This is a genomic window from Halorubrum sp. C191, assembly GCF_002727095.1.
In the GTDB taxonomy this organism is placed as follows: domain Archaea; phylum Halobacteriota; class Halobacteria; order Halobacteriales; family Haloferacaceae; genus Halorubrum; species Halorubrum ezzemoulense.
Genome location: NZ_NHNZ01000094.1, coordinates 18032 through 35492, shown reverse-complemented (window position 1 = coordinate 35492; position 17461 = coordinate 18032). Strand labels below are relative to the sequence as shown.

14 protein-coding genes and 1 pseudogene are annotated in these 17461 nt (G+C 70.7%); 10 read left to right on the top strand and 5 right to left on the bottom strand.

All coding sequences use genetic code 11. The annotated features are described in order from the left end of the window. The first annotated feature begins 3 nt into the window (after positions 1–3). From Z052_RS08225 to Z052_RS08215, 3 genes are all read left to right on the top strand, one after another. Complete coding sequence (locus Z052_RS08225; protein ID WP_094521162.1) at positions 4–1170, top strand: thiolase domain-containing protein; 1167 nt, start codon at positions 4–6, stop codon at positions 1168–1170. Then, positions 1167–1631: a Zn-ribbon domain-containing OB-fold protein gene (locus Z052_RS08220; RefSeq protein ID WP_049929630.1), complete on the top strand. Its 465-nt coding sequence runs from the start codon at positions 1167–1169 to the stop codon at positions 1629–1631. Before Z052_RS08225 ends, Z052_RS08220 begins: the two co-directional genes overlap by 4 nt. A 140-nt stretch (positions 1632–1771) precedes the next feature. Next, a complete protein-coding gene (locus Z052_RS08215) occupies positions 1772–4483 on the top strand; it encodes a PAS domain S-box protein (protein WP_049929631.1) in 2712 nt (903 codons plus the stop codon). A 41-nt stretch (positions 4484–4524) separates the two neighbouring features. On the opposite strand, the gene Z052_RS08210 is transcribed toward Z052_RS08215, so the two are convergent. After that, positions 4525–5292 (bottom strand): VOC family protein, encoded by a 768-nt coding sequence (locus Z052_RS08210; protein ID WP_049929632.1) that lies wholly within the window; start codon positions 5290–5292, stop codon positions 4525–4527. Positions 5293–5741: 449 nt separating this feature from the next. Between Z052_RS08210 and Z052_RS08200 the strand changes: the two are divergent. The 3 genes and pseudogenes from Z052_RS08200 to Z052_RS08190 all read left to right on the top strand — a co-directional run bounded on the left by Z052_RS08200 (position 5742) and on the right by Z052_RS08190 (position 9627). Beyond that, positions 5742–7522, top strand: a pseudogene (locus Z052_RS08200) (histidine kinase N-terminal 7TM domain-containing protein). Positions 7523–7552: 30 nt separating this feature from the next. Further along, positions 7553–7993, top strand: a complete 441-nt coding sequence (locus Z052_RS08195; RefSeq protein WP_049929634.1) for an EamA family transporter — start codon at positions 7553–7555, stop codon at positions 7991–7993. A 98-nt stretch (positions 7994–8091) separates the two neighbouring features. Further along, positions 8092–9627: an MATE family efflux transporter gene (locus tag Z052_RS08190; protein WP_049929635.1), complete on the top strand. Its 1536-nt coding sequence runs from the start codon at positions 8092–8094 to the stop codon at positions 9625–9627. A gap of 49 nt (positions 9628–9676) precedes the next feature. Here the strand turns inward: Z052_RS08190 and Z052_RS08185 are convergent, their stop codons facing one another. Continuing rightward, complete coding sequence (locus tag Z052_RS08185) at positions 9677–10084, bottom strand: DUF6069 family protein (protein ID WP_129452380.1); 408 nt, start codon at positions 10082–10084, stop codon at positions 9677–9679. Between the two features lie 295 nt (positions 10085–10379). Here Z052_RS08185 and Z052_RS08180 point away from each other — a divergent pair, with 295 nt between their 5' ends. Continuing rightward, complete coding sequence (locus Z052_RS08180) at positions 10380–10673, top strand: hypothetical protein (protein ID WP_049929637.1); 294 nt, start codon at positions 10380–10382, stop codon at positions 10671–10673. Between the two features lie 140 nt (positions 10674–10813). Here Z052_RS08180 and arcS read toward each other — a convergent pair whose 3' ends face one another. After that, complete coding sequence (gene arcS / locus Z052_RS08175) at positions 10814–12646, bottom strand: archaeosine synthase subunit alpha (RefSeq protein WP_099288960.1); 1833 nt, start codon at positions 12644–12646, stop codon at positions 10814–10816. Positions 12647–12776: 130 nt separating this feature from the next. On the opposite strand from arcS, the gene Z052_RS08170 reads away from it, so the two are divergent. Next, positions 12777–13280 carry a hypothetical protein gene (locus Z052_RS08170; RefSeq protein WP_049929639.1) on the top strand — a complete coding sequence of 168 codons (504 nt, stop codon included), beginning with the start codon at positions 12777–12779 and terminating at the stop codon, positions 13278–13280. Between the two features lie 82 nt (positions 13281–13362). Further along, positions 13363–14643: an amidohydrolase gene (locus tag Z052_RS08165; RefSeq protein WP_094520300.1), complete on the top strand. Its 1281-nt coding sequence runs from the start codon at positions 13363–13365 to the stop codon at positions 14641–14643. A gap of 30 nt (positions 14644–14673) precedes the next feature. On the opposite strand, the gene Z052_RS08160 is transcribed toward Z052_RS08165, so the two are convergent. Then, entirely contained in the window at positions 14674–15123 is a 450-nt protein-coding gene (locus Z052_RS08160) for a Rieske 2Fe-2S domain-containing protein (protein WP_049929641.1), read from the bottom strand. Positions 15124–15127: 4 nt separating this feature from the next. Next, a complete protein-coding gene (locus Z052_RS08155) occupies positions 15128–16498 on the bottom strand; it encodes a geranylgeranyl reductase family protein (RefSeq protein ID WP_099288959.1) in 1371 nt (456 codons plus the stop codon). 156 nt (positions 16499–16654) lie between these two features. Between Z052_RS08155 and fer the strand changes: the two genes are divergently transcribed. Beyond that, the gene (gene fer, locus Z052_RS21225) at positions 16655–17455 is read left to right on the top strand and encodes a ferredoxin Fer (RefSeq protein ID WP_094519360.1); all 801 of its coding nucleotides are present in this window, start codon (positions 16655–16657) and stop codon (positions 17453–17455) included. Positions 17456–17461 lie beyond the last annotated feature (6 nt).

Sequence of the window (17461 nt, the reverse complement as noted above, 5' to 3'; positions counted from 1 at the left end):
TGTATGTCTGAGGTACGCGTCGCCGGTGTCGGGCTCACACCCTTCGGCAGCCACCCTGAACGGACCGGCCGCGATCTGTTCGCGGAGGCCGCGCTCCGGGCGTTCGAGGACGCCGCAGTGGCTCGGTCCGACGTCGAGGAGCTGAACTACGGGAACTTCATGGGCTCGCTCGCCGAGCACCAGGGCCACCAAGCGCCGCTGATGGCCGAGGCCGCCGGGGTCCGCTGCCCGGCGACGCGCTACGAGTCGGCCTGCGCGTCGGCCGGGGTCGCGGTCCGCGAGGCGGTCCGGACGGTGGCGGCCGGCGACGTCGACGTGGTCCTCGCGGGCGGAATGGAACGGATGACGAACCTCCCGACCGACGAGGTGACGGAGGGGCTCGCCATCGCCGCCGACGACCTATTCGAGGTCCGGTCGGGCGTGACGTTCCCCGGCGCGTACGCGCTCATGGCGAACGCGTACTTCGACGCCTACGGCGGGACCCGCGAGGACCTCGCGCACGTCGCGTCGAAGAACCACGCCAACGCGGTGCCGAACGAGTACGCCCAGTACCGGAAGGAGGTGTCCGTCGACGAGGCGATGGACGCCCCGCCGGTCGCGGAGCCGCTCCACCTGTACGACGCCTGTCCGATCACCGACGGCGCGAGCGCGCTCGTGCTCGTCTCCGAGGAGTACGCGGCCGACCGGGACCTCGACGCGCCGGTCGCGGTGACGGGGACCGGACAGGGGACCGACCGGATGGCGCTCGGCGACCGCGACAGCCTCGCGCGGACGCCCGCCGCGGACGACGCGGCCGACGCGGCCTACGCCGACGCCGACATCGGTGCCGACACGGTCGACGTCGCGGAGGTCCACGACTGCTTCACCATCGCCGAAGTGCTGGCGCTGGAGTCGCTCGGACTGTTCGAGCCGGGTGAGGGGATCGCGGCGGCCCGAGAGGGCGTCACGACCGCCGACGGCGACCTCCCGGTGAACCTCTCCGGCGGCCTGAAGGCGAAGGGCCACCCGGTCGGCGCGACCGGCGGCTCGCAGATCGCGGAGCTGACCCGCCTACTGCGGGGCGACCACCCCAACAGCGACCACGTTCCGGACGCCGAGGTCGGCGTCGCGCACAATGCGGGCGGGACCGTCGCGAGCGCGGTCGTCCACGTGCTGGAGGTGGCGGAATGAGCGACGACGGCGCGGACGCGGCGGACGCCTCGTCGCCGACGGACCGAGAGTACGCCGAGTGGCTCGACGCGCTCGCAGACGGGGACGGGTTCGCGGTCGTCTGCCCGGAGGGGCACGGTTCCCTTCCCCCGCGGCGGGTGTGTCCCGAGTGCGGCTCCCCCGAACTCTCGCGGGAGCCCCTCGACGAGACGGGGACCGTCGAGACGTACAGCGTCGTCCACGTCCCCTCGCCGCGCTTCGCCGACGACGCGCCGTACGCGACCGCGGTGGTCGACTTCGGCCCGACGCGGCTCACCGGCGTGGTCCGCGACGGCGACGCGGAGCGAGACGGAGACGACGCCGCCCCGGCGGTCGCGATCGGCGACGCGGTGACGGTCGATATCGGCGAGCGGGCCACCGACGGCGAGCGGCTGGTCGCCTTCCGTCCGGCCGCCGGTGAGACCCCGGCCGAAGACGAGTGAGCCGCGAGCGGCGGGCTGACGGACCGGTTCGGGAGCCCCGGGCGATCGCGGCCGGCGACCGCTGACCGCTCGGACGGAGCCGACCGCTCGACGCCTGCGGGGCAAAACCGTTATACCCGAATGGTAAGTAATCCGAGTGTATGACCGACCGCATCCCGGTCCTGCTCGTCGACGACGACCTGGACCTGCGTGCGGTCGTCGCGTCGTTCTTACGGGAGGAGCGAGACCGGATCGCGGTCGAGACGGCGCCCGACGCGGCCGCCGGACTCGAGACGCTGTCGGAGCGCGACGTGGAGTGTATCGTCTCCGACTACGAGTTGTCCGGTCGAGACGGCCTCGATCTCCTCGACGAGGTCCGTGAGCGCGACCCGGACCTTCCCTTCATCCTGTTCACCGGAGGGGGGAGCGAGGCGGTCGCGAGCGAGGCGATATCCGCGGGCGTCACCGACTACATGCGGAAGTCCGGCGACACGGAGCAGTGCGAGCGGCTGGCGGACCGGATCGTCGAGGCCGTCGAGCAGCGGCGGGCCGAGCGGGAGGCCGAGCAGGCCGTCGGACAGTTCCGCGCGGTCGCAAAAGGGGCGTCGGACGCGATCCTGTCGGTCGACACCGACGGCGTGATCCGGTTCGCGAACGCCGCCGTCGAGCCGATGTTCGGGTACGAACCGGCCGATCTGGAGGGTGAACCGCTCACGACGCTGATACCGGAACGACACCGCGACGACCACCTCGAGGCGGTCGATCGGTATCTCGCCGACGGCGAGCGGAGCGTCGACTGGTCAGACGTCCGGTTCAACGCGCTCCACCGCGACGGCCACGAGGTCCCCGTCTCCATCTCGTACGGTGAGTTCACCGCGGACGGCGAGCGGCGGTTCGTCGGCGTGGTCCGCGACGACAGCGAGCGCGAGCGACACCGGGCGTTCATCGAACACGCCGGCGACGTGGTCACGGTGCTGTCGAGCGACTGGCGATTCCGGTACCTGAGTCCGTCGTGCGAAAGCGTGATCGGCTACGCGCCGTCGGACCTCCTCGGCGAGCGGGCGCTGGAGTACATCCACCCGGAGGATCGAGATGCCGTGAGTGAGGCGCTCGGCGCGCTCGAGGGCGACGGGGACCCCCCGACCGCCGAGTACCGGTTCCGAACGACCGACGGCGGCTACCGCTGGCTCGAGTCCGTCGGCAGCGACCGGATCGAGACGGACGGCATCGAGGGGTACGTCGTCACCACGCGCGACATCTCCGAGCGGAAGGAGCGCGAGCGGACGCTCGCGAGCCTCCGGGAGTGGACGCGGGAGCTCAACTACACGCGAACCACCGACGAGGCGGCCGAGCTGGCGGTCGAGGCGGTCGACGACCTGATCGACGCCGGGTTGAGCGGGATCCACCTGCTCTCGGAGGACGGCGAGAGCCTCCAGCCGGCCGCGCTCGGCGACTCTGTGCCGATGCTGTTCGAGGAGCAGCCGTCGTACGACCGCGACGCGCCGGCAGGATCGCGCGCGGCGCTGGCGTGGGGCGCCTTCCGCGGCGAGGGGTCGGTCGTCATCGACGAGCTCTCGTCGTCCGATCGGTTGGACGAGCCCTCGCCGGCGGAGAGCCTCGTGTTGGGCCCGATCGGCGACCACGGGCTGTTCGTCGTCTCCTCCCCGGACCCGCACGAGTTCACCGACACCGACGTCCTCGTGGCGGAGATCCTCACCGACCACCTCGAAGCGGCGCTCGACCGGATCGAGCGCGAGAGCCGCGTCGAGCGGCTCCACGGCGCCACGCGGACGCTCGTCCGCGCGGAGTCGCGGGAAGCGATCGCCGAGCAGGCCGTCGCGGCCGCCACCGACGTCCTGGAGTTCTCGATCGTTACCGTCCGGCTCTACGACGAGGCGGCCGGCGGGCTGGTCCCGGTCGCCGTCTCCGACCGCGCGACGGAGGTGTTGCCCGAGCGGGAGACGTTCACGCCGGACGGCGGGAGCCTCAACTGGGCGGCGTTCGAGGCGGGCGAGCTCCGGAAGTTCGACGACATCCGGACGACCGACGCGCTCGACGTCGACACGCCGCTCCGGAGCCTGCTCATCGTTCCGATCGGCGAGTTCGGGACGATATCGATCGGCGAGACGGAGCCGGGCATGCTCGGCAGCGTCGACGAGTACCTCGCCGGAATCCTGGCGACCGCGGCCGAGACGGCGTTCCAGGCCGAGGCGCGCACCCGTCGCCTCGCGGATCGGACTGCGGAGTTGGAGCGGCAGAACGACCGACTAGAGGAGTTCGCCGGCGTCGTGTCACACGACCTCCGGAACCCGCTCGAAGTCGCGCGGGGCCGGACCGAACTCGCTCGCGAGGAGTGTGACAGCGAACACCTGGCGGCGGTCGAGCGCGCCCACGACCGGATGACCGCGCTGATCGACGACCTCCTCACGCTCGCGCGCGAGGGCGACCCCGTGACCGACGCCGAGCCGGTCGACATCGCACGGGTCGTCGGCGCCTGCTGGCGGACCGTCGACACCAGCGACGCGACGCTGCGCACCGAAGTCGAGGGGACGGTGGTCGCGGACGAGGGGCGACTCAAACAGCTGTTAGAGAACCTGATCCGGAACGCGATAGAACACGGCGGCGAGGACCTGACCGTCACGGTCGGATCGCTGCCGGACGGTTTCTACGTGGCCGACGACGGCCCGGGGATCGACCCGGACCTGCGCGGGACGGTGTTCGACGCCGGCTACTCCACATCGCAGTCGGGGACCGGATTCGGGTTGCGGATCGTCGAGCAGGTGGCCGACGCGCACGGCTGGTCGGTGCGGGCCGTCGAGAGCGAGGCCGGGGGGGCGCGCTTCGATATCACCGGGGTCGAGTCGGCAGACTGACGGCGACCGCGGAGGAGAAACGGAGTCGGACGGCGGCGGACTCAGTCCCGCGTGACCAGTTCGACCTCGTGGCCGTCCTGGTCCTTCGTGAACGCGTAGTTGTGGTCACAGGAGGCGGGGTCGCGGTAGTCAGGGGCCTCGCGGGTCATCAGCGCGTCCCACGCGTCGTCGAGGTCGTCGACGCGGACCGCGACGTGGCCCCACGCGTCGCCCATCGTGTACTCCCGGCCGTCGTAGTTGTAGGTGAGTTCGAGCTTCATCGCCTCCTCCGGTGCGTCCTCGGGCGCCACGAAGTAGTTCGAGAAGGTGTCGGCCTCCCAGCGGCCGGGGTACTCGGTGTACTCGAACTTGCGGGTCCAGTAGCCGAGCGCCTCGTCGGCGTCCTCGACGCGGACCATCGTGTGGTCGATGCTCCACTTCGCGCCGTGGTCGCGCTTGACGATCTCGATCTCGTGGCCGTCCGGGTCCTTCACGAACGCGTAGCGGTTCCCGCAGGACTCGGGGTCGCGGTAGTCGTCGACGCCCTCCGACATCAGCTGGTCGTACGACTCCTGGAGCGCGTCCTCGGGGACGCGAACCGCGATGTGACCCCACGCGTCGCCGAGCTCGTAGCTCCGGCCGTCGTGGTTGTACGTGAGTTCGAGGAGCGCGCCGTCCTCGTGAACGTCCTCGGGACCGAGGAAGACGTTGGTGAAGGTGTCGGCCTCCCAGCGGCCCTTCTCCTCGTAGTTCAGGTGGGTCTGGTACCAGTCGAGGCTCTCCTCTAAGTCCTCGACGCGGATCATCACGTGATCGAAGGTTCCGTCCATACGCGAGTTATCGGCCGCTCGTGTCAAAAGCGTACTGAACCCCGAAGGTGCCCGCGTCGTTCGACCGAGCCCGCTGATACCGCGAGCGCTCGCGTTTTGTTAACGCCTCACGGCGTGGGTAAGTGTAGATCGATACCCCACGACGCACGTCCGTCGCCGACCTGCGGCGGACGTCTCCATGGCAAACGAACCGATCAGGCCGTCGACGCCAGACGGCACGGCAGCGCAGTCTCGTCCGCGCGCAACCACCCCCGCCGCGGGGTCCCTCGGACGGGTCGCCGCGTTCGACGCGGGCGCGCTGTTCACCGCGCGTTCGTCGCCGGCGTCGCGCTCCTCGCGCTCGGCGGGTGAGGCGGCGCCCACCGGTAGGTTCGGCCGGGTGACGCCGGAATTTTCAATTAGGTGAACAGACCCGATGAGTTATAAATCCGATCTGTGTAAAAAACGGCATGGCCGCGTTGAGCCCGCTCTCCGTCGCTCTCCTCGTCGCCGTGACGGTCGGTCTGGCGGCGGCGATCCTCGCGTGGCGGGAGCGACCGGAGCCGGGCGCGACGTGGCTCGCGGTGTTGCTCGCCGGGCAGGTCTGGTGGGCGACGTTCCTCGTCTTCGAACTGGAGGCGACCACGCTGCCGGCGAAGGCGCTGTGGTACGACGTCCAGTGGGTCGGCGTCGTGGCCATCCCGGTCGGCTGGCTCTTCTTCGCGCTGGCGTACACCGGCTACGACCGCTACGTGACGCCGTTCTCCGTTGCGCTGGTGTCGGTCGTGCCCGTCGCCACCGTCGCGGTCGCCGCCGCGGACGACCCGGGGAACCTCCTCACGGTCGGTCGATTCGTGCGCGAGACCGCGGTCGGAACGTTCCTCGACGTCGTCCCCGGTCCGCTGTACTACGTCATCGCGGGGTACACCTACCTCCTCGGCGCCGTCGGTTCGGTCCCACTTATCCAGCTGATCCGCGACGACGCGCGCCCGTTCCGCGGGCAGAGCGCGGCGCTGCTCGTCGGGACCGCGGCGCCGTGGGCCGGGAGCGTCGCCTACCTCTCCGGCGCGATTCCGATCCCGGGGCTCGATCCGACCCCGCTGGTGTTCGTGGTCTCGGGGGTGGCATACCTCCTCGCGCTGTCGCGGTTCCGACTGCTGACGCTCGCGCCCGCGCCGCGCCGCCGCGCGCGCCACAGCTCGTCTTCGAGCAGCTCCACGACCCCGTCTTCGTCGTCGGCACCGAGGGGCTCGTCGTCGACCTGAACGAAAGCGCGGCCGAGACGTTCGGCGTCGACCGGCGCGCGGCGATCGGCGAGCCCGCCGACGCGGTCGTCCCGAAGTACGAGACGGTCAGCGAGCCAGACGGCGCCGAGGGTGACGCGCCGCGAGCGGTCCCGATCGTCGGCCGCGACGGGCGGCGACCGTACGAGGCGACTGTCAGGGACGTGACCGACGACCACGACCGCACCACCGCCCGAGTGATACCCTTCCACGACGTCGGCGCGTACCTCGGCCAACAGCAGCGGCTCAACGTGCTCAACCGCGTGTTCCGTCACGACGTGCGGACGGAGACCAACCTCATTCAGGGGTACGCCGCGCGGCTCCGGACCGACCCGACGGACGAACGCGCGCTCTCGGTCATCGAGGAGAGCGCCGGGCGGATGCTCGAACGCAGCGAGCGCACCCGGACCGCCGGCGAGCTGTTCGCCCCGACCGAGGAGTCCGGGTCGGCGCCGCTGCCGGACGTGGTCGACGAGGCCGTCGCCGACGCGCGGGAGATCGATCCCGACGCGCGGATCGAGGTCGGAACGGTGCCGTCCGTCTCGGTGTCGGTGGTGCTGCGGGTCGTCTTGGAGAACCTCTGTTCGAACGCGGTCCGACACAACGACGCGGACGAGCCGTGGGCCCGGATCGACGCCCTCGTCGAGGACGGCTGGGTCGAGGTCACCGTCGCGGACGACGGTCCCGGCATCGACCCCGCGGAGTACGACGTGTTGGACCGCGGCACCGAGACGCCGCTGCGCCACGGGAGCGGGATCGGCCTGTGGATCGTCAAGTGGGGCGTCGACCACCTCGGCGGCCGGATATCGTTCGCGGAGCGCGAGCCGAGGGGGACGGCGGTGACGGTCTGCGTCCCGGTTCACGACCGGGGCGGTTCGGACGCCGACCGGGAAGGCGACGTTCCCGACGACTCGCGGTCGGCCGACGAGTCGGCCCCGCTGGGGCCGCCGCCGAACGCGGGTCGATAGGCACTTGCCTCCGGGCGGTGACCCCGTGGTATGGACGCTACGGCCACGACCTACCTCCCGTACGCGCTGCTCGCCATGGGTGCGTACGCGCTCGTCTCGCCGCTGATGCGCGTCGCCACGACCGGTCCGAACGCGATCCCGAGCGACGTCGCCGTCGTCGTCTCGAACACGCTGCTCGTCGCCATGGCGCTCGGCGTGATCGCGTACACCGGACAGGAGTTCACCGGCCACCTCGCCTCGCCGAAGCTGGCGCACGTGCTCGCCGCGGGCGTGTTCCTCGGTATCGGGATCCTCGCACTGTACCGTTCGCTCTCCGCGGGTCCGGTGAGCGTCGTGACGCCCATCTTCGCGATGTTCCTCGTCTTCTCGTCGGTGATCGGCTTCCTCTTCCTCGGCGAGTCGTTCACGGCTCGGAAGGGGCTCGGGATCGTCTTCGCCGCCGCGGCCGTCTACCTCGTCTCGGGCGCCTGATCGGGCGACGGCTCGGCCCGCGACCCCCGCTCGATCCGGAACCGCCTGCCGCGTGACGAAACTCCTTTAGCCGCCAGCGGAAAAGGCGGGCATCTGCCGTGTCTCGCCTTCCGAACTCCCTCCGCGAGCTGATCTCTCGGCTGCCGAACCCCTTCCGCGCGCTGATCCTCTACATCGGCTTCGCCCTCGCGAGGGCCGGGCTGATCGACCGTCACCGGGTGGTGCGGACCACCGACCTCGCGTGGCCCCGGATCGTCACCGGGATCGCCCGGATGTCGAAGAACGCGGTCGACGTCGCGATGGTCGGCGTCGCGGTCGGCACGAGCGCCGTCGCCGGCGTCGGCTTCGCGGGGCCCTACTGGGGGCTCGCGTTCGCGTTCGGCGGCGGCGTCGCCGGCGGCACGATCGCCTTGGTCTCCCAGCGGTACAGCGCCGAGGCGTTCGGCGAACTGGGGGACGCGGTGCGCTCCAGCGTCCTCCTCGCGGTGGCGATCACGCTGCCGGTCAGCGCGGCGTTCTGGCTGTTCGCCCCCGCGCTCATCGACGTGTTGAGCAGCAACGAGGCGGCGATCGCCTACGGCGCGGACTACCTCCGCGTCGTCGGCCTCGGCGTCCCGTTCGCCGCGCTCAACCTCGTCGGGAGCCGCATCCTCGTCGGCTGCGACGACGCCTACACCGCGATGCAGGTCCGGGCCGGCGGCGCGGTCGCGAACATCGCCCTCAGCGCGCTGTTCATCTTCGGGTTCGGCTGGGGCGTCGAGGGGGCCGCGGTCGGCACCGTCCTCTCGAACGTGCTCGCGGTCGGCGGCTTCACCGTCGGCCTCGTGCGCGGGAGCGCCCCCCTCATCGGCGAGTTCCCGGTCGCGATCGACCCGACCGGCTCGTACCTGAACCCCGGCATGCTCCGCGACCTCGTCGAGATCGGCGTCCCGGTCGGGGCGCGCAACCTCGTGTGGACGGCCGCCGAGTTCCCGATGCTCGCCATCCTCGACGTGTTCGGGGAAAACACCGTGGCCGCGTTCGTCATCGCCCGCCGCATCTGGGGGATCATGAACACGCCCGGCTGGGGGTTCGGCCTCGCCTCCTCCAGCCTCGTCGGGCAGGAGCTCGGCGTCGAGCGCCCGGACGAAGCGGAGGCGTACGCCCGCGACATCATCCGCTTCTCGGTGGCGACGTACGCCGTCTCCGCGGTGCTGATCGCCGTCTTCGCCACCGACATCGTCTCGCTGTTCGCCGAGTCGCCCGACAGCCCGGAGATACCGATCGCCGTCAACCTCGTGTACGCGGCCTGCGCCGCGGTGATCTTCCAAGGCGTCTCCGGCGGGGCGGCCGGCCCCCTCGACGCCGCCGGCGACACGAAGATCCCCTTCGCGAGCCAGTTCCTCGGGATGTTCTGCGTGTCGATCCCGCTCGCGTACGTCGGCGCACACGACGCGACACCCGCGATCGACCTCCCGCTCGTCGGCCTCACGGTCCCCGAGGTGGCGCTCCCGGCGATCGGGCTGTGGGGACTCTACTTCGCGTTCATGGCCGAGACGACGATCCCCGCCGCGATCAACTACCTCCGGTTCCGGTCGGGGAAGTGGAAGAAGATTAGCGAGGCGTACCGACCCGAGGCGACCGCCGACGACTGAGGAGTGCGGGTTCGGCCGGCCTCGCGAAGGTGTAAACTCCGGAAGCTGGCTAACGCCCGAACGGAGTGTTCGGGAGCGCGATCATCGCGGTGATCGCCGGCGGGACGTGAAGCGCCATCAGCGCGACGGCCTCGCTCGTCGTCACGCCCTCGACGGCGACGAGCAGGCCGACATCGGGGACGAACGACAAGACGAGCGCGGCGACGGCGACGCGGACGAACGTCCGGTCCGGCGTCGCGGAGAAACGCGTGAGCGCCCCGTAGATAACGGCCGCACCGATCGTTCCCAACAGCGTCCAGACGACGATCGGGGGGTACCGGAAGAACTCCGTCGACGCCACGAGACCCCCGGTCAACGCGATCCACCCGAGAGCGAGATTGACGGCGACCCCGATCAGGAACGTCCCGGCCCCGCGGACGGCGAGCGTCCGAGCGGCTATCGGATTCCGTGCGGTCATGCCGACCTCCCGTCCGGGGACGGCCCGACGCGCGACGGGGTGTCGGCTCCGAGCGGCGAGTCTGTCGGGCGCTGCTTCGCGGTCGCAGCGACGGCGGTTCCACAACATCGGTCCGCCGCCTCAGCGTCTCTCATCATAGGTCGTATACAGGCGCCCTACGGATAAACATAGTGTTGTAAATAGTCCACAATATATACGGAGGAAGTTGCTGGAAATGCGCATCTGAAGAAAACTGACGGGGTGGTATTGCGTGTTAGGGGCAATAGTTATCCGGCGGCGAGACGTACTACCGTGTATGAAAGGCTGTGAGAAAGGCCGTCTATTCGGGTCCGCAATGATACTCGTCCAAGGGGTCGTCACCGCGCTCTTCCCGCGGGCGAGCGTCAGGCTCAGCAAAAAGATGATCGGGAAGAACTTCGACAACGCGTCGGAACTCGAAGCGAAGCCGGCGTACCTCCGGCAGCTCCGTGCGATCGGCGTCGGTATGATCGCCGCGGGCGGGACGGGGTTGCTCCTCGAAGACTCCGAGGAATTGGAAACCGAACTGTCCGAACTCGGCGGCGCGGAGGGATCCGAGGCCGACGAGTGAAGCGCTCGCAACGCCGATAGTTCGGGGAACTTCTCGCGGAGCGCTCCCGAGTCGTAGCGGGCCGACATCGAAACGGGCTCCGGGTCCGGCGCGACAACTGAAGGCGATCGTCCGCCGAGGAGTTCACCGGAGCCGTCCAGTTACTTCTCCTCTCCGTGCCGCACCTCGACGGCGACGCCGCGGGTCGATCCCGCCATTTCTGGGCCAGACATCGCCGCGCGGCCGACCGCGAACGCCTTCGGCCCCTCGATGACGACCTCGTCGCCGACCCGAATATCGTCGTCCGCGTCGACGACGCCCGGCGCGAGCACGGAGCCACGCGGGACGAACTGATCGATCTCCACCCGCTTCGTCGGCGCGTCGCTCTCGACCCAGCGGCGCGCGCCGGCGAGGGTGAACGAGAGCGTGCCGTACTGCGGGACCATCGTCGCGAGCTGTTCGCCCGGCTCGCCCTCGCGGCCGGCGTCGGGCTCGTCGCCCCACACCTGGAGCTTGGGGTAGCGGCCGGTGGTGCGGACGTCGGCCTCGCCGCCGTATCGGTCGCCTCCGCCGCTCGCGCCGAGACCGCCGAACAGGTCGTCGCCCGCGCCGTCGCCGAGCAGGTAATCGGCGATAGCGCGAACCGTGTTGTGCTCGCGCTCCCGCTTGCTGTACGCCGGCTCGCCCTGGAGGGCGGCGTTCAGTTCGCCGAGCGACTCGTCGGTCGTCGGGTGGTCGACGCAGGTGTACTCGAAGTCGGCGTCGATCGCGGGGTCGCTCTCCACGCGCTCGCAGATCTCGCGGTACCCGTCCTCGGGGACGTGCGCGACGACGCGCGAGTAGTCGTTGCGTTCGAGATACCGCCGGAGGACCTCCGCGACGAACTCGATCTCGTCTTCGCTCCAGTCGCCCGTGACGACCGAGTCGTAGTGTTGAGCGGGGTAGGTCGTCTCGAGCTCCTGCGGCACCACGCCGATAGGGGAGGTAATCGAGACGGTGTGGCCGCGCCACTTGATCGCGTCGTGGAACTGGCGGTGACTCTGGGAGTCGCTGTACGGCTTCGTCGCCGAGCAGGGGACCAACACGAGCGGCTGGTCGGTGAACCGGTTCCGGTAGCGGCTCGTGACGCGGTCGGCGAACCGACGGATCTCGACGCGGTCGAGCGTCTCCGCCGACGCCGCCGTCACCTCCGCGTCGCGCATGAGCGGCGTCCGCTCCTCCAAGTACCCCCACTGGTCGTCGAACTCGCGGAACGCGGCCGTGAGCCACCCCTCGTGGCGGGCCTGCGCCTCGATGTAATCGCGCAGGCGGCCGCTCCGGATCCGCTCGCGGACCCGCCGAAGCTCGGCCCGCAGCGCGTTGGCGTTGTGGTCGGCGCAGTCGTCCCGGGTGAACTCGCTTCGGGGTTTCGCGCAGGCCGGGCAGGCGCAGGGGAGCTCCTCCAAGTCTTCGAGGAAGTGTTCCGCGTCGGCGGTGAGGTACATCCCCTGCGTCCCCTTCGTCCGGGCGCGCGTCGCGTCGACGAGGTCGGCGCCGGCGTACGCGAGGAGCGCGACGTTCCGCGGGGTCGCGACGCCGGAGAGGCCGAGCGCGGCGTCCGGCGGCAGCGCCGACTTCGCGCGGAGGATCGCGTCCCGGAACGCCTCGCCGTGGCCGACGAACCCCTGCGCGTCCGAGAGCAGGTACGCGTCGGCGCCGAGGTCGCGGGCGCTCCGACTGTCGACGACCGCGGCCGAGGGGAACGCGACGCCAGGGTGGTCGACCGCGAACGACTCGCGCACCTCGTCGCGGGTCCCCGCGGGGAACGCCCTGTGGGGAAGCACCGTCAGCGCGGTCTCGTCGCCGTCTGGGACCTCGCGGTCACCGGCCCAAAGACTTCCGCCGTCGTCGAGGAACGGGTCCGCCAGCGCCGGCGTGGACATGGGCTCGGCGAGGCGGACCTCCCCGAGCCGGGCGGCGCCGTCGCGCTCGTGGACCTCGAAGTAGTCGGTCATACCACCTCTCGCGGGGGGACCGTCAATTCTCTTGTGTTCCGGAGCCGCCGGGCTCCGAGTGGTTCGGCCGCCGACCTCGATCGAGTCCGGGCGGCGCAACTGTTAGGCGGGGCGCGGGCGTGGGATCGGTATGGACCCGACCGGCCCGTGGGACCGCGACCGCGTCGACGAGTTCCTCGCCGCCGCGTCCGTCCCGGTCCGCCTCGGCTGCCGTACCCCGGGCGACCGTCCGTGGATCGTCTCGCTGTGGTTCGCGTGGGACCCGGACGGGGGGAGCGCCGACGGTGGAGACGACGGCGACGGCGCGGCGCGGCCGCCCGGCGCGATCCGCTGTGCGACGAGCGCGAACGCCGATCTGGTCGAGTTCGTCGACCACGACGACAGCGTCTCTTTCGACGTGTCGACGAACGACCCGCCGTACAAGGGGGTCCGCGGCCGCGGCCGAGCGACGGTCCGACCCGACGATGGGAAGCGGCTCCTGCGGTCGCTCCTGACGAAGTACCTCGGCGGCACGGACAACCCGACCGCCGACCGGCTCCTGCGATCCGAGCGCGAGGAGGTCGAGATCCGGATCGAACCGGAGCGGATCCACGCGTGGGACTACTCTGAGCGGATGGGGACGGCCGAGGAGTGAGCCGCCCGCGGTCGGCTCCGATGCGGTCCCCGTCGCTCTCCGGCAGCCGACGTTTTAACCTGTCCCCGGGCCACCCACGGGTATGAGCGTTCTCGAAGACGACGAGTACCGCGCGTTCCGCCGCGACCTCCACCGCCACCCCGAGCCCGCGTGGCGCGAGTTCTACACCACCGCCCGCATCGTCGAGGCCCTCCGCGAGCGGGACCTGACGGAGCTCCACGTCGGCCCGGACGCGCTGGCGACCGACGAGCGACTGAACGTCCCCGACGACGAGGAGCTTTCGGAGTGGGAGGAGCAGGCGCGCGAGGCGGGCGCTGACCCGGATATCCTCGACCGGCTCTCGGGCGGCTACACCGGCTGCGTCGCGGTCGTCGAGCGCGGCGACGGCCCCGTGATCGGCCTGCGGGTCGACATCGACGCGCTCCCGATCACGGAGTCTGAGTCGGCCGAGCACGTCCCGGCCGCCGAGGGGTTCCGCTCCGAGCACGAGGGGTTCATGCACGCCTGCGGCCACGACGCCCACGCGACGATGGGGCTCGGCGCGCTCGACGCCGTCCTCGACTCCGACTTCTCCGGCACGCTCAAGGTGTTCTTCCAGCCGGGCGAGGAGCAGGTCGCCGGCGGGAAGCCGATGGCCGAGTCGGGCCACCTCGACGACGTCGACTACCTCTACGCGGTCCACGTCGGCCTCGATCACCCGTCCGGCGAGGTCGTCTGCGGCGTCGAGGGGTTCCTCGCGGTGCGGCACTTCCTCGCGGACTTCTCCGGCGAGCCCGCGCACGCCGGCGCGCGCCCCGAGCAGGGTCGGAACTCGGTTCAGGCGATGGCGGCGGCGGTCCAGAACCTCTACGCCATCCCGCGGCATGCCGACGGCCCCACGCGCGTGAACGCTGGGCTCGTCGGCGGCGGCACCGCGACAAACATCATCCCCGAGGAGTCGCACATCGAGGGCGAGCTCCGCGGACAGACGACGGAGCTCGCCGAGTACATGTCCGACCACGCCGACCGCATCCTCGACTCCGCCGCGGCGATGCACGACTGCGAGGTCGAGGTGTCGACGCTCGGCGAGGCGCCCAGCGCGACGAGCGACGACGCGCTCGCCGCCCTCGTCCGGGAGTCCGCGGGCGACGTCGAGGGCGTCACGAACATCGTCGACAGCGACGACCTCGGCGGCTCCGAGGACGCTACGTACCTGATGAACCGCGTCCAAGATCAGGGCGGGCTCGCCTGCTACCTCGGCGTCGGAACCGACCACCCGGGCGGGCACCACACCACCGACTTCGACGTGGTCGAGGACGACCTGTCGCTCGGCATCGACGTGATCGCCGGCGCGATCCGGCGAGTCGCGGAGGCGCAGCCGTAGACGTCGCCAGTCCGCCGAATCTCGCCCCGTTCAGAAGGTGAGGTGCGAGCTCGACGACGGCCCCGCGCCGTCGTCGTCGTCCTCGTCCGGCAACCCCTCGCGGAGGTAGCTGAGGTCGTCGTCGGTCAGGAACACCGCGCCGTCGCGGACGGTCACGTCCACCGATCGGAGCGTCGTGCCCGCCGCCTCGCCGTTGTCGCAGCCGCCGTCGCACGCGTCGAACGCCGAGCCGTGCTTCGGGCAGACGACGGAGCCGCCGCGGGTGACGGCGCCCACCGCCTCGCGGTGAAGCCGCTGGTCCTCGTGGGTACAGCGGTTGATCCACGCACGCACCGGTGGGTCCTCGTCGTCGCGCTCATCCGACTCGTCCGCGCACGGCACGAGGAACACCTCGCGGTCCTCGTCGCCCTCACGAGCCGTGAACGCCCACGAGCCCTGCTCGCGCACCGTCTCGACGGTAGTGAGCCGGTAGCCGCTCACGGCCTCAGTACTTCGCGTCGGCGCCGGTCGTCTCGTAGACGCGGTCCATGATGTCGTCGCGCTGGCGGGTCCAGTTCGCCATCGCGGCGGGGCTCGTCGGGTACTCCTCGTAGTGGCCGATCAGCTCGTCCGCCAGCGACTTCGTCTGGTAGAAGTTCCGGATCGTCCCCCAGTAGCCGAACGACTTGACCGCGGCCTTCAGCTTCAGCCCGAAGGACATCGAGGTCGACCCCTCGTACAGCGCCTCCGCGAGCTTCTCGCCCGGCAGCGACGCGAGCAGCCCCATGAGGTTGTCCACGTCGACCGAAGTCGCGAGGACGTTGTACACGTCGAGGCCGGCGTACCGGCCGCCGAAGTGGTCCATCACGCGGGTGTTGTACCGCCAGAGGTTCTCCTCGCTCACGTCGTCGTCCGAGACGGCCTTCACGGCCTGCTCGCCGGCGTACTTGCCCGCGTACGCCGCGCCGGCGATTCCCCCTCCGGTCGTCGGGTTCACGTGACCCGCCGCGTCGCCGACCGCCATGTACCCCGGCGCGACCGCCGAGTCGTAGGGGCGTCGGGTGGGCAGGGCGGCGCCCAGTTTGTCGCGGACCTCCGCGCCCTCGAACTCGGGGCGGTCGCGGAGGTCCTTCTTCAGCGACTCGACGAGCTTCATCGGCTCCTCCGTCATCTGGAAGCCGAGGCCGGCGTTGATCTCCCTCGCGGTCCGCGGGAAGTACCAGAGGTAGCCCGCCGCGCGGTCGGTCGCCTTGAACACCAGCGCGTCGTCCCACTCGACCGGCTCCGGCACGTCGACGATCTCGCGGTACGCCGAGCAGAACTGCGAGTACCGGACGTTCGTGTCGAAGGTCGTCCCCTCGAAGTCCGCCTTGTCCTGGAGCAGCGAGAGCGACCCGGCACCGTCGATCACGACGTCCGCCTCGTACGTCCGCGGGTCGCCCTTCCGCACCGCGTGGATACCGGTGACGCGGCCGCTCTCGTCCTGTCTCACGTCGTTGATGACGGTGTCGTAGTGGAAGTCGACGCCCGCGTCCTCGGCCCCGGAGATGAGCTGGCGGCCGTACTCCCAGCGATCGATGACGGCGAGCTCACCGGGGACGGGGATCTCTAGGACCGTGTCCTCCTGCGGGATCTCGAAGCGACCGTGGTCGACGCCGGTGTTCGTGAACGCGGGTTCGAGTCGGTCCTTCGGGATCGCTTCGGGGAAGGCGTCGGCGCCCTTCAGGGCGTCGCCGCAGGCGATGTGGCCGGCCTCCTCGGCGTCCTTCCGCTCCACGATGACGACGTCGAGCCCCTCGTTCGCGATCGTCGCGGCGGCGTAGCAGCCGGCGGTCCCGGCCCCCGCCACGACGACGTCGTACTCGTCGATATCCATTACCGGACCGTGTCGTGCGCCGGGCAAAACTCTTTGCTCCCGTTTCGGTCGGCCGCGCGCCGACGAATTTCGCGATGGCCGGGGCGAGCCGGGGCGCGTCCGGAGCCTAACTGTTCAGGCTCGTCGTTTAACGGCCTCGAAACGAACGATACGGACATGGGGCAACTCGAACGGGTCGACGCCGACCGGCTCCGGGCGTGGCTCTCGGAGGTCCGGTCGGCGGAGGCGACCGCGGCGCTGATGACCGCCGTCGCGTACGACCGAGGTATCGGCACGGCCGAACTCGCTTCGTGGTACGACCGCTCCGAGGAGTGGGTCGAGGAGACGATCACGGCCCTCGACTCGCCGGGGCTCGTCTCGACGGTCGCCCGGCTCGAAGGGGTCGACATCGGGGCGGTCGCCGCGGAGTCGAACCTCGCGCCCGCGACGGTCCGCGATTGGTTCGACGACCTCGGCGACGAGCCGGTCGGCGAGGCGGCCGACGTGGTTCGGCGGTACGCGGAGGGGTCGGTCGAACCGGTCCGCACCGGGTCGCCGTCTACCGTCTATCACCTCGACCGCGACGCGCTGACCGAGCACGGCTGGTCGCTCGACGATGAGGACCTCTTCGAGAAGGCCGCGGACGCCGACCTCGACCTCCCGGAGTACGGCCGCTTCCTCGTCGAGCCCGGCGAGTCGATCCTGGAAGCGGCGGAGCGCGGCGGCCGGTCGTGGCCGTACGCCTGCCGCGGCGGCGCCTGCTCCAACTGCGCCGTGGTCGTGGTGAAGGGCGACGTGGCGATGCCGGGGCAGTCGATCCTCTCCGACGAGCAGATCCGCGGGGCGAACGCCCGCCTCTCCTGCGTCGGCGTCCCGATCACCGACGAGGTCAAGATCGTCACGGGGATCGGCGACACCGAGGCGTTCGCCGACCTGCGACTGCCCTCGCCGACCGAGGAGACCGAGGCGTCGGACTGACCGTCC

Bases quoted from the DNA above. Each gene is read 5' to 3' on its own strand.
- Z052_RS08225 (WP_094521162.1), top strand. From the start codon at position 4: ATGTCTGAGGTACGCGTCGCCGGTGTCGGGCTCACACCCTTCGGCAGC.
- Z052_RS08220 (WP_049929630.1), top strand. From the start codon at position 1,167: ATGAGCGACGACGGCGCGGACGCGGCGGACGCCTCGTCGCCGACGGAC.
- Z052_RS08215 (WP_049929631.1), top strand. From the start codon at position 1,772: ATGACCGACCGCATCCCGGTCCTGCTCGTCGACGACGACCTGGACCTG.
- Z052_RS08210 (WP_049929632.1), bottom strand. From the start codon at position 5,292: ATGGACGGAACCTTCGATCACGTGATGATCCGCGTCGAGGACTTAGAG.
- Z052_RS08195 (WP_049929634.1), top strand. From the start codon at position 7,553: ATGGACGCTACGGCCACGACCTACCTCCCGTACGCGCTGCTCGCCATG.
- Z052_RS08185 (WP_129452380.1), bottom strand. From the start codon at position 10,084: ATGACCGCACGGAATCCGATAGCCGCTCGGACGCTCGCCGTCCGCGGG.
- Z052_RS08180 (WP_049929637.1), top strand. From the start codon at position 10,380: ATGAAAGGCTGTGAGAAAGGCCGTCTATTCGGGTCCGCAATGATACTC.
- arcS (WP_099288960.1), bottom strand. From the start codon at position 12,646: ATGACCGACTACTTCGAGGTCCACGAGCGCGACGGCGCCGCCCGGCTC.
- Z052_RS08170 (WP_049929639.1), top strand. From the start codon at position 12,777: ATGGACCCGACCGGCCCGTGGGACCGCGACCGCGTCGACGAGTTCCTC.
- Z052_RS08165 (WP_094520300.1), top strand. From the start codon at position 13,363: ATGAGCGTTCTCGAAGACGACGAGTACCGCGCGTTCCGCCGCGACCTC.
- Z052_RS08155 (WP_099288959.1), bottom strand. From the start codon at position 16,498: ATGGATATCGACGAGTACGACGTCGTCGTGGCGGGGGCCGGGACCGCC.
- fer (WP_094519360.1), top strand. From the start codon at position 16,655: ATGGGGCAACTCGAACGGGTCGACGCCGACCGGCTCCGGGCGTGGCTC.